General features: G+C 72.8%; 11 protein-coding genes and 1 pseudogene. 7 read left to right on the forward strand and 5 right to left on the reverse strand.

Annotated features, from left to right (window positions below; translation table 11 throughout):
* Position 1 precedes the first annotated feature (1 nt).
* Complete coding sequence (locus AB0B55_RS22005; protein ID WP_357119903.1) at positions 2 to 361, reverse strand: YciI family protein; 360 nt, start codon at positions 359 to 361, stop codon at positions 2 to 4.
* Positions 362 to 480: 119 nt separating this feature from the next.
* On the opposite strand from AB0B55_RS22005, the gene AB0B55_RS22010 reads away from it, so the two are divergent.
* The 5 genes and pseudogenes from AB0B55_RS22010 to AB0B55_RS22030 all read left to right on the forward strand — a co-directional run bounded on the left by AB0B55_RS22010 (position 481) and on the right by AB0B55_RS22030 (position 6,873).
* Entirely contained in the window at positions 481 to 2,424 is a 1,944-nt protein-coding gene (locus tag AB0B55_RS22010) for a multicopper oxidase domain-containing protein (protein WP_357173359.1), read from the forward strand.
* A 60-nt stretch (positions 2,425 to 2,484) separates the two neighbouring features.
* A complete protein-coding gene (locus AB0B55_RS22015; protein ID WP_355050266.1) occupies positions 2,485 to 3,531 on the forward strand; it encodes an iron ABC transporter permease in 1,047 nt (348 codons plus the stop codon).
* Complete coding sequence (locus tag AB0B55_RS22020; protein ID WP_357173362.1) at positions 3,528 to 4,754, forward strand: iron ABC transporter permease; 1,227 nt, start codon at positions 3,528 to 3,530, stop codon at positions 4,752 to 4,754. Before AB0B55_RS22015 ends, AB0B55_RS22020 begins: the two co-directional genes overlap by 4 nt.
* 20 nt (positions 4,755 to 4,774) lie before the next feature.
* A pseudogene (locus AB0B55_RS22025) lies at positions 4,775 to 5,539 on the forward strand (ABC transporter ATP-binding protein); the annotation flags it as partial.
* Between the two features lie 386 nt (positions 5,540 to 5,925).
* Positions 5,926 to 6,873, forward strand: a complete 948-nt coding sequence (locus tag AB0B55_RS22030) for an iron-siderophore ABC transporter substrate-binding protein (protein ID WP_357173365.1) — start codon at positions 5,926 to 5,928, stop codon at positions 6,871 to 6,873.
* A gap of 93 nt (positions 6,874 to 6,966) precedes the next feature.
* On the opposite strand, the gene AB0B55_RS22035 is transcribed toward AB0B55_RS22030, so the two are convergent.
* The 4 genes from AB0B55_RS22035 to trmB form a co-directional block, all read right to left on the reverse strand.
* Positions 6,967 to 7,875: a hypothetical protein gene (locus AB0B55_RS22035; RefSeq protein ID WP_357173368.1), complete on the reverse strand. Its 909-nt coding sequence runs from the start codon at positions 7,873 to 7,875 to the stop codon at positions 6,967 to 6,969.
* Positions 7,876 to 8,050: 175 nt separating this feature from the next.
* The gene (locus AB0B55_RS22040; protein WP_357173371.1) at positions 8,051 to 8,695 is read right to left on the reverse strand and encodes a hypothetical protein; all 645 of its coding nucleotides are present in this window, start codon (positions 8,693 to 8,695) and stop codon (positions 8,051 to 8,053) included.
* 140 nt (positions 8,696 to 8,835) lie between these two features.
* On the reverse strand, positions 8,836 to 11,349 hold the full coding sequence (locus AB0B55_RS22045; RefSeq protein ID WP_357119885.1) for a DUF3516 domain-containing protein: 2,514 nt from the start codon (positions 11,347 to 11,349) through the stop codon (positions 8,836 to 8,838).
* A gap of 118 nt (positions 11,350 to 11,467) precedes the next feature.
* Complete coding sequence (gene trmB / locus AB0B55_RS22050) at positions 11,468 to 12,088, reverse strand: tRNA (guanosine(46)-N7)-methyltransferase TrmB (protein ID WP_357120777.1); 621 nt, start codon at positions 12,086 to 12,088, stop codon at positions 11,468 to 11,470.
* Between the two features lie 214 nt (positions 12,089 to 12,302).
* Between trmB and AB0B55_RS22055 the strand changes: the two genes are divergently transcribed.
* Complete coding sequence (locus tag AB0B55_RS22055) at positions 12,303 to 13,049, forward strand: hypothetical protein (RefSeq protein ID WP_357120774.1); 747 nt, start codon at positions 12,303 to 12,305, stop codon at positions 13,047 to 13,049.
* A gap of 241 nt (positions 13,050 to 13,290) precedes the next feature.
* Positions 13,291 to 13,956 carry a class F sortase gene (locus AB0B55_RS22060; RefSeq protein WP_357120771.1) on the forward strand — a complete coding sequence of 222 codons (666 nt, stop codon included), beginning with the start codon at positions 13,291 to 13,293 and terminating at the stop codon, positions 13,954 to 13,956.
* The last annotated feature ends 62 nt before the right edge of the window (positions 13,957 to 14,018 follow it).

Below are 14,018 nucleotides of genomic sequence, written 5' to 3' on the forward strand. Positions count from 1 at the left end.
GTCAGTCGCCCGCCGCCGCCTCCAGCATCGACGCGGGGATCGGCACGCCCTCGTACCGGACGTTGCCCTCGGGCACCATCCAGCTCGCCACCCGCGCGACGAGCAGGCCGGCACGGACGGCCGGGTCGTCGGCGTAGAGCCCGCGTACCTCGTCCGGGGCGATGGAGAAGACGACGAAGCCCCGCATCCGGTCGTCGTCGGCGTGCAGGAGCGGGCCGGCCGCGAGCACCAGTCCCTGCTCCACGAGCCCTGCCTGGTGGGCCAGATGGGCGTCGCGTAGCCGGTCGATCGCCTCCGGTGGCAGCTCCGGCGGATCCGACGGTCGGGTCAGCAGGACGACCGTGTGCTGGTCGAATCGCATGCCCCACACCCTATGGTGCTCGCTGTCCCTCTTACGGGTGTTATCCGCCATCCGCCCCACTTGCCCCCGTCCGCGAAACTCATTCTCTTATCGAGGTCCGATACGAGTGGAGGTGCGGCATGGTCAGCAGACGACAGGTGCTCGTGGCCGGTGCCGCCGGGGGCGCCGCGGTTCTGGTCCCGGCCGGCTCGACGGCCGCGGGCCGCACGCTCGCCGCGGCGATGGTGCTGCGCGCCGCCGACATCCCGAAGTACGTCGCGCCGCTGCGCATCCCCCTGGCCATGCCCCGGGTGGCGAACGACCCCGAGCGGGACACCTACGTCGTCGGGGTGCGGCAGTTCCGCCAGCAGATCCTGCCGCTGTCCTGGCCGCGTACGACCGTGTGGGGTTACGGCTCCACCGCCCACCCCGACAGCTTCGGCTACCCGGCGCACAGCATCGTCGCGCGGGTGAACCGCCCGGTACGGGTGACCTGGGTCAACGAACTCGTCGACCACCGGGGCGACTACCTGCCCCACCTGCTGCCCGTCGATGAGACCCTGCACTGGGCCAACCCGGCCGGTGGCCGGAACGGCCGGGACGGGCACGGCCGCTCGGACGGCAGCCGCCGTGGCTACCGGGGGCCGGTGCCCCAGGTGGTCCACCTGCACGGCGGGCACAGCACGCAGGAGAGCGACGGGCACGCCGAGGCGTGGTACCTGCCGGTGGCCCGCGACCTGCCGGCCGACTTCGCCGTCACGGGCAGCGCGTACGGCGAGTTCCGGTCCCGCTTCGCCGAGGGGTCCGGCCTGCGCTGGGCGGCGGGTTCGGCCACCTTCGAGTACGCCAACGACCAGCGGCCCTGCACCCTCTGGTACCACGACCACACGCTGGGCCTCACCAGGGAGAACGTCTACGCCGGGCCGGCCGGTTTCTACCTGCTGGGCGGCGACGACCTGCCCGACGGGGTGCTGCCCGGCCCGACGCCGGGTCACGACGATCCGCCGGACACCGACTACCACGACATCCCGCTGCTCATCCAGGACCGCAGTTTCAGCGCCGACGGCGAGCTGGTCTACCCCGGGGGTCACCACGAGGGTCCGGCGTGGACGTCGGCGTTCTCCGGCACCACCATCGTGGTCAACGGCCGGACCTGGCCCAGCCTTACCGTGCAGCGTCGGCGCTACCGGTTCCGGTTGCTCAACGGCTGCAACAGCCGCTTCCTGATGCTCAGCGTCGCCGCCCACGCCACCGCACGGCCGGCCCGTCCGGTGCTGCCGGTCTGGCAGATCGGCAGCGACAGCGGCTTCCTGCCCGAGCCGGTGGCGCACGACCGCGTCATTCTCGGCCCCGCCCAACGGGCCGACGTGATCGTCGACTTCACCGGCGTGCCCGCCGGCACCGAGCTCTTCCTCGTCAACGAGGGGCCCGAGTGGGCGTACCGGGGCGGCCGGCCCGGGGTGGACTTCGCGCCGTCCGACCCGCGGACCACCGGGCAGGTGATGCGGTTCGTGGTCACCGAGGCCACCGGCGCGGACTCCAGCGTGCCGCCGGAGCACCTGCAACTGCCCGCCCACCCCCGGCTCGGTGCGGCGGAGCGGGTCCGGCGGCTGTCGCTCAACGAGCGGATGTCCGGCCGGTCGATGGTGATGCTGCTCGGCACCCTCGACGAGCGCGGCCGGGGTCGGCCGATGCGCTGGAGCGATCCCGCGACCGAACAGCCCCTCGTCGGCGCGACCGAGGTGTGGGAGGTGCGCAACTTCACCCGCAACGTCCACCCCGTCCACCTGCACCAGGCCCAGTTCGAGCTGCTGGGCCGTGGACGGTCGGGCCGGGCGGAGCCGGAGCCGGGGGAGCGGGGATGGATGGACACCGTGCTCGCGTACCCGTGGGAGGTGACCCGGATCAAGGCCCGCTTCGACCTGCCGGGCCGCTTCTCCTGGCACTGCCACCTGCTTGAGCACGAGGACAACGAGATGATGCGGCCCCTCAACGTGCTGCCGCGCGGCGCGGCGGCGGCCGGGGACGGCGGCTCGGTGCAGGTGCCGCACGCTGAGTCGGCGGCATCGACCGACGCCAGTTAGGTCACTTTCCGCAGGTCGGCTAAGGTTAGGCGAACCTAAGCTCGAACGTGCAGGAGTTTCGTGACCACCCTCGCCGCCCGGCCGACGCCGGCCCGCAACTCCTCCGGTGCCCGCACCGGTCGGCGGGTCGCCGTCACCGTCGGCGCCGCGCTGGTGTTGCTGCTCGCCGTACTGGCCAGCTTCGCGCTGGGCAGCCGGCAACTCGGAGTCGGCGCGGTCTGGCACGCCCTCGTCGCGCCGGACGGCAGCGACGCGAGCACCATCGTCCGGGAACTACGTATGCCGCGTACCGCGCTCGGGCTCGCCGTCGGGCTGGCCCTCGCCGTGGCCGGCGTGCTGTTCCAGGCGCTCACCCGCAACCCGCTCGCCGAGCCGCGCATCCTCGGCATCAGCGCCGGCGCGTCGTTCGGCGTGGTCCTCGCCATCTCCGTCTTCGGCATCGGCACGCTCGCCGGGTACGTCTGGTTCGGCATCGCCGGCGCGCTCGCCGCCGGCCTGCTGGTCTTCGCCATCGCCAGCCGGGCCCGCGAGGGCGCGAGCCCGGTCACCCTCGCGCTGGTCGGCGCGGCGCTCGACGCCAGTCTCGCCTCCGGGGTGTACGCGCTGCTCAGCATCGACGCCCGCACCTTCGAGGAGTACCGGTTCTGGGTGGTGGGCGGACTGGCCGGGCGGGACCTCGGCGTCACCGCCCAGGTGCTGCCGTTCGTCCTCGTCGGGCTGCTGCTCGCCGCGCTGGTGGCCCGGGGCCTGGACGCCCTCGCTCTCGGCGACGACGTGGCCCGTGGCCTGGGCCACCGCATCGGCCTGGTCCGCCTCGGCGGTGGAATCGCCGCCGTGCTGCTCACCGGCGCCGCGGTGGCCGCCGCCGGCCCGGTCGCCTTCGTCGGGCTGGCCGTGCCGCACCTCGCCCGTGCCCTGGTCGGCGCGGACCACCGCTGGACCCTCGCCGTCTCCGCCCTGCTCGGGCCCGCGCTGCTGCTCGGGGCCGACGTCGTCGGCCGACTCGTCGCCCCGCCCGGCGAGATACCCGCCGGCATCGTCACCGCCCTGATCGGCGCGCCGCTGCTGGCCGTGCTGGTCCGCCGCGCCCGGGTGGTGACCGCGTGACCGCCGGTCGTCCCGCCGAAGCGTCCGGCACCGCCGGCCCGGACCCTGCCGCTGACCCGGTCGCTGGTCCGACCCGCGCCGCGTCCGGCGCTGCTGGTCCGGCCCGCGCTGCTGCCCCGGCCGCTGGTCCGGCCCGCGTCGCGTCCGGCGCTGCTGGTCCGGCCCGCGCCGCCGATGCGCCCGGCGGCACGTCCCGGCTGCCCGGCCGGTCGTTGCTGCGGGTCGGTCCGGTCAGCCTGCTGATCCGTCGCCGCGCGACGCTGGTCGCCGCCGTGCTGACCGTGCTGCTCCTGCTGGCCGTCGTGCTCAGCCTCTCGCTGGGCACCCCGTACGTCGCCCCGGCCGACGTGCTCCGGGCGCTCTCCGGCGCGGGCACCCCGTACGACCTCGTGGTTCTTGATCTTCGCCTGCCCCGGGTCGTGCTGGCGGCGGTGGCCGGCGCGGCCTTCGGCGTGGCCGGCACGCTGATCCAGAGCGTGGCGCGCAACCCGCTCGCCAGCCCGGACGTCATCGGCATCACCCAGGGCGCCGGCCTCGCCGCGACCGTGGCGTTGACCAGCGGCGCGGCGGCGGTGCTGGTGGCGCCCAGCGCGCTGGTCGGCGGTCTGCTGGCGGCGGTGCTGCTGTTCGCCCTCGGTGCCCGGCACGGGCTGGCCGCGCAACGGTTCGTCCTCGCCGGGGTGGCGGTCGCGTTCGCCTTCCGGGCGCTGACCGAGGTGGTCATGCTCACCGCCGACCCGATCGACGGCCTGCGGGCGCAGATCTGGCTGATCGGCACCCTCGCCGGCAAGGGCTGGACCGAGGCGGCCTGGATCGCCGGCACACTCGCGGTGCTGCTGCCGGTGCTGGCGTGGGCCGGCTGGGCCCTGAACAGCACCGCCCTCGACGACGACACCGCGCGCGGCGTCGGGCTACGCCCGGTGGCCCGCCGGATCGGGCTCGCCGGCACCGGCGTGCTCGTCGCCGCGATGGTCACCGCCCAGGTCGGCGCCGTCGACTTCGTGGCGCTCGTCGCACCGCAGTTGGCCCGCCGGCTGGTCCGCGCCGAACGGCCCCCGCTCGTCTGCGCCGCGCTGCTCGGCGCGCTCCTGCTCGTCCTCGCCGACCTGGCCGGCCGTCGACTGTTCGCGCCCACCCAACTGCCGGCGGGCGTGCTGACCGCCGCGATCGGCGGCCCGTACCTGATCTTCCTGTTGCTTCGTGGACGGCCACGGTCGTCGTGACGCCTGTGAGGAGTCGTGTGATGCTCTCCACCCGCGACCTGGTCGTCGGCTACGACGAGCGGACCGTGCTCGACGGGCTGACCCTGGACCTGCCCACCGACGCGTTCACGGTGATCGTCGGCCCCAACGCGTGCGGCAAGTCCACCCTGCTGCGCACGATGGCCCGACTGCTCGCCCCGCGACAGGGCACCGTCCTGCTGGACGGCACCGCCATCCGTGACCTGCCCACCCGCGACGTGGCCCGCCGGCTCGGCGTCCTGCCGCAGAGCCCGCTGGTGCCCGAGGGCGTCACCGTGGCCGACCTGGTCGGACGCGGCCGGCAGCCGTACCAGCGGTGGTGGCGGCAGTGGTCGTCGTCCGACGCCGCGGCGGTCGACGAGGCGATGGCCCTGGCCGACGTGGCCGACCTCGCCGACCGGCCGGTGGACAGCCTCTCCGGTGGCCAGCGGCAACGGGTGTGGATCGCCATGACGCTCGCCCAGGACACCGAGGCGCTGCTGCTGGACGAGCCGACGACCTTCCTCGACCTGGCCCACCAGGTGGAGGTGCTGGACCTGCTGCACCGGCTCCGCGCCGAGCGTGGCCGCACCGTGGTCGCCGTCCTGCACGACCTCAACCAGGCCGCCCGCTACGCCGACCACCTGGTCGCGATGCGCGCCGGCGCGGTGGTGGCCGCCGGCCCACCCCGGGAGATCCTCACCGCCGAGCTGGTCCGGGACGTCTTCGGGCTGGCCTGCGTCGTCGTGCCCTGCCCGGTTACCGGCGCACCCCTGGTGGTTCCCGCGCGCACCGGCGGCCCGGCCCTTCCCACCGGCTCTACTGGCGTGGGCAACTCTGCCGGCTCTGTTGCGGCCGCCGGGTCTGCTGGCGTGGGCGGCCCGGAGGCCCCTGCCGCTGTCGGGTCCGCTGCGCCGGCCGCTGACGCTGCGCCGGCCGCTGACGCTGCGCCGGCCGCTGACACTGCGCCGGCCGCTGACACTGCGCCAGCCGCTGACGCTGCGCCGGCCGCTGCTGCTGGGCCTGCTGCGCCGGCCGCTGCTGCCGGGTTCGCTGCGCCGGCCGCTGGCCCTGGCGGCGCTGATTCGTCGACGGCGTCCGTACCGGACGCCCGATCCGCCGATGGCGACGCGGCCACCCCGCTCGCCGGCACGTACCCCTCGAAAGGACACTGATGCGTCGTCTCGTCGCCGCTCTCGCCGCGGCCGTCGCCCTCGGGGTCGGCCTCACCGCCTGCGGTGAGAGCGACCCGGTCGCCGGCTCCGCTACCGGGGAGACCCGGGAGATCACCCACGCCATGGGCACCACCAAGGTCCCGGCCGAACCCAAGCGCGTCGTCGTGCTCGACACCGACAAGATCGACACGGCGCTCTCGTTGGGCATCACGCCCGTCGGCGCGGCCACCGCCGGCGAGGCCAAGAGTTGGCCCACGTACTTCGGCGCGGACAAGCTCGCCGGCATCAAGGAGGTCGGGGTGCTCACCGAGCCCGACCTGGAGGCGATCAACGCCCTCAAGCCGGACCTGATCCTCGGTAGCAAGTTCCGCCAGGAGAAGTTCTACGACGAGCTGGCCGCCATCGCGCCGACCGTGTTCACCGACAAGGTGGGCATCACCTGGAAGGAGAACTTCCTCCTCGACGGCAAGGCGCTCGGCCGCGAACAGCAGGCCAAGGACCTGCTCGGCGCGTACGAGAAGCGGGCCAAGGACTTCGGCGCGACCCTCGGCGACGCCGCCGCCCGCAAGGTGTCCATCGTGCGGTTCATCCCGGGCAACATCCGGGTGTACGGCCCGGACTCCTTCTCCGGCATCGTCATCGGTGACACCGGCCTGGGCCGCCCCGAGCGGCAGTTGCTCGCCAACAAGGAGGACAAGCGCTTCGACCTGGTCAGCCCCGAGCGGATCAACGAGGTCGACGGCGACGTCATCTTCGTGACCGCGTACGGCGACAAGGCCGCCGCCGAGCAGAGCAAGGTGGCCGGCGGAACCCTCTGGAAGGGCCTCGGCGCGGTCAAGGCCGGCAAGGCGTACCCGGTCTCCGACGAGATCTGGATGACCGGCATCGGCGTCGGCGCCGCCAACAAGATCCTCGACGACCTGGCCAAGTACCTCCCCGCCACCTGACCCACCCGGGCCGCACGCCCATGATCGCGCTCGATGCAGGATGTAGTGGCTTCCCACACGAAGGGAGGCCACTACATCCATGTTCGAGCGCGATCATCGGGGCTCGCGGGAGCCTGAGCGTGATCGTAGGGCGGCCCGGACCTCAGCGAGGAACCCGTCGAAGTCGTCCCGGAGGCGCTTGGCGGTCACGTGCAGCACGATCCAGTCGCCGCCGAGCAGTCGGTTGAGCCGTCGACGGTCCCGGTGGAACTGCTCCGGGTCGTCGTGCCACAGCCCGTCGTACTCCACGGCCACCTTGAACTGCGGCCAGGCCAGGTCCAGCCGGGCCACGAACCGGCCCTGATCGGCCACGACCCACTGCGTCTCCGGCCGGGGCAGGCCGGCGAGCACCAGCCGCACCCGGGTGCGCGACTCCTGCGGGGACTCCGCGCCCGCGTCGACCAGGTCGATCGACCGTAGCAGGGATCGCCAGCCGCGTCGCCCTGCTCGACTCAACGCGTACTCGCGCAGAGCCGGCACGGTGGTCAGCCGCAGGGCCAGCAGAGCGTCGATGACGACCACCGCCTCCACCACGTCGAGCCAACGGGCCACGTCCCAGCAGGTCCGCGCCGGGCTGGTCACCGTTATCCCGGCCCGGTCCAGGATGTCGCCGGGGTCGATCTGCCCGTGGTGGACGCGGATGCCGTTGGTTGGACCGATTCGGGAGTCGGTGGACACCAGGACGTCGATTGGCGCGCCCGCGCTCGTGCTCGGACAGCCGTACAGGACCGCGGCGGCCAGTCCGGCGATGGCCGCGCCGGGCGGGACCAGCCATCGTCCGACGGCGGCGCATCTGATGGCGTGTGTGACGGTGAGCTGCGAGTCGGCGTAGACGTCGCGGAAGAGCGGTCGCCACGCCGAGATGCGCAGGTCGTTACGGGTCAGCAGACCGCGCGACACGGCGGTGGAGCCACGGAAGACCCGACCCCGCAACTGCGGCGGCCGACGAGGAGTTCTGGGCATGGTTTCAGGCTGGCCGAAGCCCGTGGCGTCACGCTGCCCCTGTGGAAAACCACCGTCACCACGGCGGCGTCGGTGCGCGCGGTTGTCCCCATGATCGTGCTCGAACATGGATGTAGTGGCCTCCCGAGAAGCGGAGACCACTACATCTTGGATCGAGTGCGATCTTGCGGTGTGGTTAGGCGGCGGTGGACCAGATGGCGCGGAAGGCGGCGGCTTCGCCGGCCAGCCAGCGTTCGATCTGTTCGGGCTTGGCGTCGGTGGGCATGCGGTGGGTCTGACCGCGCCGGACGTCGACCAGGACGGGCTCGGCGTGCGGGAGGACCGCGTCCATGTGGCGGGCCATCAGGTGCAGGGTGGCGAGCATCGATTCCTCGCTCGGCGGCGCCTCGTCGAAGTGCAGTCGGACCGCGTCGGCGTGACCGTCGGGGTAACGTACGCCGAAGTGAGGGTTGATCTTGACGGGTAGGTCGCCGAGCATGGCCAGGGCGTCGCGGGTCTGGGTCAGGTCGAGGGTGGCCGGATCGCCGAGGGAGTGCAGCCAGGCCGTCGCGCCGGGCACCAGCGCCTGGTAGAGCGGGCGCCAGCGCGGCTTGACGACGTCGACCACACCGGCCAGGTGGGTGCCGCCGGTGTGGAAGGCGATGTCGGCCTTGAGCGCCTTGACGAACTGGCCGTGCGGGTTGAAGCCGGAGCGGCTGGCGCGCTGCTTGCGCAGACCGCCCACGAAGGTCGCCTTGGTGGGGCCGGTGCGGTCGACGTAGCGGGTGAAGCCGAGCAGGGTGGTGTAGGGCGTCAGGGGCATGGAGGTGGGCGCGGTCACGGGCGTCCTCCCAGTTCAGAAGCGCTATTAGTACATACATTCTAATCGACACCCCTGACATCGCCCAGTGAAAACGGGGCGGCGGAAGACGCGACAAAGGGGGCCGTCCGGCAACCCGGACGACCCCCTCGCGGCGACCGCTAAAGCTGACCGACGTCCGTGATCCGGACGACCGCCGCGCCGACCTCGTCCGAGGCGGCGAGGTCGACCTCGGCGCTGATGCCCCAGTCGTGGTCGCCGTCCGGGTCGTCGAAGATCTGCCGGACGGTCCACTTCTCCCGGCCCTGCTCGATCATGAGCAGCGCCGGGCCGCGGGCGTCCGGACCCACCCCGATCGAGTCGTACGCCTCGAAGTACGGCGTCAGCGCGTCGGCCCACGCGTCGTAGTCCCAGCCGTCGCCGGAGTCCAGCTCGGCGAGCAGGTCCCAGCGGCGCAGCGCGGCCAGCTCCACCCGCCGGAACAGCGCGTTGCGCACCAGCACCCGGAACGCCCGCGCGTTGCGGGTCACCGCCGGTGGTCGGTCGGTCAGGGCGGCGTGCGCCTGGGCCACCTCGGCCACGTCGGACGGGTTGCGCAGCCGCTCCCACTCGTCGATGAGGCTGGAGTCGACCTGGCGGACCAGCTCGCCCAGCCACTCGATGAGGTCGATCAGCTCCTCGGTCTTGGCGTCCTCGGGGACGGTCTGGCGCAGCGTCTTGTACGCGTCGGCCAGGTAGCGCAGGACCAGGCCCTCCGAGCGGGTCAGCCCGTAGAACTGCACGTACTCGGTGAAGGTCATGGCCCGCTCGTACATGTCGCGGACGACGGCCTTGGGGGAGAGCTGGTGGTCGGCGACCCACGGGTGGCCCTGCCGGTACATCTCGTACGCGGCCTCCAGCAGCTCGGCGAGCGGCTTCGGGTGGGTCACCTCGTCCAGTAGTTCGAGGCGGGCCTCGTACTCGATGCCCTCGGCCTTCATCGCGGCGACCGCCTCGCCGCGCGCCTTGAACTGCTGCGCGGACAGGATCTGGCGGGGGTCGTCGAGGATCGACTCGATCACGCTCAACACGTCGAGGGCGTACGACGGGGACTCGGCGTCGAGCAGCTCGATGGTGGCCAGGGCGAGGGGGGAGAGCGGCTGGTTGAGCGCGAAGTCGAGCTGGAGGTCGACGGTGAGCCGGATCCGGCGACCGGTTTCGTCCGGCTCGGGCAGCTCCTCGACGACCCCACCGGCCCGCAGCGCCCGGTAGATGGCGATGGCCCGGCGGATGTGCCGGCGCTGGGCGGCGGGCTCCTCGTGGTTGTCGGTGAGCAGGTGCCGCATCGCCGCGAACGCGTCCCCGGGGCGGCCGATGACGTTCAGCAGCATCGAGTGGCTGACCTGGAAGCTCGACGTTAGCGGCTCCGGCTCGGCCTCGACGAGGCGGTCGAAGGTGGGCTGCCCCCAGCCGATCGAGCCCTCCGGCGGCTTCTTGCGGACGACCTTGCGGCGTTTCTTCGGGTCGTCGCCGGCCTTGGCGAGGGCCTTCTCGTTGTCGATGACGTGCTCGGGGGCCTGCACGACGACCCGGCCGATGGTGTCGTACCCGGCCCGGCCGGCCCGCCCGGCGATCTGGTGGAACTCCCGGTTCTTGAGCAGGCGGGTACGGACCCCGTCGTACTTGCTCAGGCCGGTGAACAGCACCGTGCGGATCGGCACGTTGATGCCGACGCCGAGCGTGTCGGTGCCACAGATGACCTTGAGCAGACCGGCCTGGGCCAGGGTCTCGACCAGGCGGCGGTACTTGGGCAGCATGCCGGCGTGGTGCACGCCGATGCCGTGCCGGACCAGCCGGGACAGCGTCTTGCCGAAGCCCGAGGTGAACCGGAAGCCGCCGATCGCCTGGGCGATCATGTCCTTCTCGGCGCGGGTGCAGACGTTGACGCTCATCAGCGCCTGGGCGCGTTCCAGCGCGGCGGCCTGGGTGAAGTGCACGACGTACACCGGAGCCTGTTTGGTCTCCAGCAGCTCCTCGAGCGTCTCGTGCAGCGGCGTCATCGCGTACGAGAAGATCAGCGGGACCGGCCGCTCGGCCGAGCGCACGACGGCGGTCGGCCGCCCGGTACGCCGGGTCAGGTCGTCGACGAAGCGGGTGGTGTCCCCCAGGGTGGCGGACATCAGGATGAACTGGGCCTGCGGTAGCTCGATGATCGGCACCTGCCACGCCCAACCACGGTCGGGTTCGGCGTAGAAGTGGAACTCATCCATGATCACCTGGCCGACGTCGGCCTTGGCGCCCTCGCGCAGCGCCAGGTTGGCCAGGATCTCCGCCGTGCAGCAGATGATCGGGGCGTCGGCGTTGACGCTGGCGTCGCCGGTGAGCATGCCGACGTTCTCGGCGCCGAAGACCTCGCAGAGCGCGAAGAACTTCTCCGACACCAGCGCCTTGATCGGCGCGGTGTAGAACGTCGTCCGGCTGTCGGCCAGGGCCGCGAAGTGCGCGGCGACGGCCACCAGGCTCTTACCCGAGCCGGTGGGCGTGTTCATGATCAGGTTGGCGCCGGAGACGATCTCGATGACCGCCTCCTCCTGATGGGGGTAGAGGTCGAGGCCGCGCTCCTTCGCCCAACCGGCGAACGCGTCGAAGAGGGTGTCGGGGTCGGCGCTTCTCGGCAGCGCGGCGGTGAGCGTCATAGCGTGTCCATGGTGCCTGGATCATGCCCTCCGGCGCCAACCAGGTTGTCGCGCGACCCGCTCAAGGCGTTAGGAAGGGCCCCTTTTACAACGCCAGGCGTTAACAGGGGGCCCTTCCTTACCGTCGGCGGTAGATGAGATCAGCGACCGGACGGCCCGCCGTGATCGCCCGCCGCTCGAACTTCGTCACCGGGCGGTGCGCCGGACGGGGCGCGTAGCCGCCGTACGCGTCGACCAACTCCGGATCCGCGTCCAGGGTCTCCCGCATCGCCTCGGCGTACTCGGCCCAGTCCGTCGCGCAGTGCAGCACGCCGCCGGGGGCCAACCGGGACCGCAGCAGGGCCACGTGCGACGGCTGGATGATCCGCCGCTTGTGGTGCCGGGCCTTCGGCCACGGATCCGGAAAGAACACGTGTACGGCGTCCAGCGCGCCCTCCGGCAGGCCGCCGACCAACTCCAGTGCGTCACCGCGAGCAACCCGGACATTCCCCAGGTCAGCGCGGTCCACCAGGTCGAGCAGGTTGGCGATTCCCGGCGTGTGCACCTCGACCGCCAGATAATCTCGGTCCGGGTCGGCGGCGGCCATCGCGGCCGTACTGTCGCCCATGCCCGAGCCGATCTCCAGCACCACCGGGGCCCGGCGGCCGAAGATGGCGGCCAGGTCGACGGGCTCGCCCGACACGTCCAGACCGTACGAGGACCAGAGCCGGTCCAACGCGTCGGTCTGCCGGCCGCTCATCCGTCCCCGGCGGGGGTGGAAGGTGCGGATCATCCGGCCCGTGGGCGGGACGGTGGCGGGGTCAGGGTCGTCGGTGATGGTCACAGCGACCCGAGCGTACGCGACTTCGTCTGCGGATCGGATGTGATGTGCGACCGGGAATGAGAGGATCCGATTGGTACGGCAGGCCGGGCGGTCCGCTGCCCGGCGCGGTTCGACGGCGTCGAGAGGGGGCATCGTGACAGTGACCCGCGGCGGCGTGCTCCTGTCGGTGGCGGCCATGCTCGCCATCCCCCTGCTCAGCACCGCTCCCGCGCTCGCCGCCCCGGCGACGCTGGCCACGCCGCCGGCCCTCGCCACTGCGCCCGGCGGGCCGTCCGACGCCCTGTCGACCGCCTCCGACTGGCCGCTCGATCCTCTGTCGGCCGTCGCCGCACCCGCCCGGCCGCTCGACGTCCTGCCGGTTGCCGCGTCCGCGCCGCTCGACGTCCTGCCGGCTGCCGCGCCCGCGCCGCAGCCCGGAGGCGTGCCGGGTGGCGCGCCACAGCCCGCTCCCGTGGTGGACGTCTTCGTCGAGGTGAGCCCCAGCACGGTGCAGCCCGGCTACCTGGTCGGCATTCGGGCCAGTTGCCGGGACAACTCGATCGGCGCCACCGTCGTCTCGGACGCGTTCGGCGCCGTCGGCGTGCAACCGCAGGGCGGCGTGCTCACCGCCGCGCCGATGGTGCGCGAGCGCACCCGCCCCGGCAACTACCGGGTCAAGCTGGAGTGCCGCGACGGCGAGACGGCGTCGACCATGTTGCAGGTGGTGAAGACGGTGCCCTCCCCCCACCCCAGTCGAGGCCCGGCGACCGGCTTCGGTGGCAGTGCCGGGGGAGTTACCGGCAAGCTGCTGCTGCCCGGCGGTGCCGCCTTCACGGTCGCCGGCCTGGTCCTCGCCGTGGTGGCCCTGCGCCGGCCCCGTAGCGTCGCGCGCCGCTGAGCCCGCCATGGAAATCTTCCGCCCCACACCGCCGCCGGCCGGATCCCGTCCGCCCACGGGTTCGCGCCCGTCCGCCGGCTCGTGGCTGCCCGGCGATGCCCGCCCACCCGCTGTCGCACGCCCGTCCGGCGATGCCCGGCAATCCGCTGCTGCCCAGCAGGCCGGCAGTTCGCGCCCGTCCGATGGCGCGAAGCCCTCGCCGGTGTCCCGCGCGTCGCATGTCTCCGGCGAGCGGCCGGCGGTGGCCGCCCGTCCGCCGACCGTCGTCGCTCCCCGGCGCAGCCGTCCGACGGGGCGTAGCCCCTGGTCGGTGCCGCTGGCCGTGATGCTGGTGCTGGTGGGCGTCTTCGCCACCGGCGCGGGACTGGGTCGTTCGGTCGGCCCGCTCGACCTGACCCCGGCCGGCGGCGAACGCCCGCCGCGCAGCGAGACGGTCGGGTTGTCGGCGAGCCGCCCGGTGCGCCTCACCGTCCCGGCGATCAAGGTGGAGGCGCCGGTGGCTCCGGTCGGGCAGGCGTCGGACGGCACGATCGCCGTACCGCCGCTGGAGAAGCACAACGAGACCGGCTGGTACGACCGGGGGCCGACACCCGGTGAGCCCGGTCCCGCCGTCATCGTCGGGCACGTGGACACCAAGAGCGGCCCGTCGGTCTTCTACGACCTGGGCAAGCTGAAGCCCGGTGACCTGATCGAGGTGGCCCGCGCGGACCGGTCGACGGTGGTGTTCAAGGTCGACACGGTCGAGCGCTTCCCGAAGGACCAACTGCCCGCCGAGCGCATCTACGGGCACGAGGGCCCCGCCGGACTCCGGCTCATTACCTGCGGCGGCCAGTTCATCGGCGGTCGCGCCGGCTACGCCGACAACGTGATCGCGTTCGCCACCCTCCAGTCGTCCCGCAAGCCCTGAGCCCGGCCGGGCTCGGCTTGATCCACACGACGTCGGTGATGTCGGGGTGTCCAGGTGGCGCT

The sequence above is a fragment of the Micromonospora sp. NPDC049107 genome (assembly GCF_040648595.1).
Taxonomy (GTDB): domain Bacteria; phylum Actinomycetota; class Actinomycetes; order Mycobacteriales; family Micromonosporaceae; genus Micromonospora.

Coding starts and splice junctions, on each gene's coding strand:
- AB0B55_RS22005 (WP_357119903.1), bottom strand. CDS start 361: ATGCGATTCGACCAGCACACGGTCGTCCTGCTGACCCGACCGTCGGAT.
- AB0B55_RS22010 (WP_357173359.1), top strand. CDS start 481: ATGGTCAGCAGACGACAGGTGCTCGTGGCCGGTGCCGCCGGGGGCGCC.
- AB0B55_RS22030 (WP_357173365.1), top strand. CDS start 5,926: ATGCGTCGTCTCGTCGCCGCTCTCGCCGCGGCCGTCGCCCTCGGGGTC.
- AB0B55_RS22035 (WP_357173368.1), bottom strand. CDS start 7,875: ATGCCCAGAACTCCTCGTCGGCCGCCGCAGTTGCGGGGTCGGGTCTTC.
- AB0B55_RS22045 (WP_357119885.1), bottom strand. CDS start 11,349: ATGACGCTCACCGCCGCGCTGCCGAGAAGCGCCGACCCCGACACCCTC.
- trmB (WP_357120777.1), bottom strand. CDS start 12,088: ATGAGCGGCCGGCAGACCGACGCGTTGGACCGGCTCTGGTCCTCGTAC.